At 69.7% G+C, this 307-nt stretch carries 1 protein-coding gene; it reads right to left on the bottom strand.

Annotated features, from left to right (window positions below):
* Positions 1-45: 45 nt before the first annotated feature.
* A partial coding sequence (locus tag TN53_RS43770) for a cellulose binding domain-containing protein (protein WP_046264518.1) occupies positions 46-307 on the bottom strand: 262 nt, incomplete at its 5' end.

The following is a 307-nucleotide window of genomic DNA, read 5'->3' as shown; positions in this document are numbered from 1 at the left end:
CGGCGGACCGGTCCGCCGCACCGGAACGTCGGCGTCACCCCGTGGTCAGGACGCCGTACAGGATCCGAGGACGGGCGCCGCGGTACTGCCGTTCTTCATGACCGTGAAGCCGAAGCTCGTCGACGCCCCGGCCGCGAGGCTGCCGTTGCCGTTCGGCTTCATGGTCATCACATTGCCGCTGCTGTCCCAGGTGGGCGGGCCGTTCCAGGTCGTGGAGACCTTCTGCGGGGACGTCAGCGTGACGGTCGTGGTCCAGGTGCTGATCGCGGCGCTGCCCGCGGTGACGGTCACCTTGCCGTTGAAGCGG

It is taken from the genome of Streptomyces sp. WM6386 (assembly GCF_000972385.1).
GTDB lineage: Bacteria > Actinomycetota > Actinomycetes > Streptomycetales > Streptomycetaceae > Streptomyces.
This window is presented reverse-complemented; position numbering and strand designations above follow the sequence as displayed.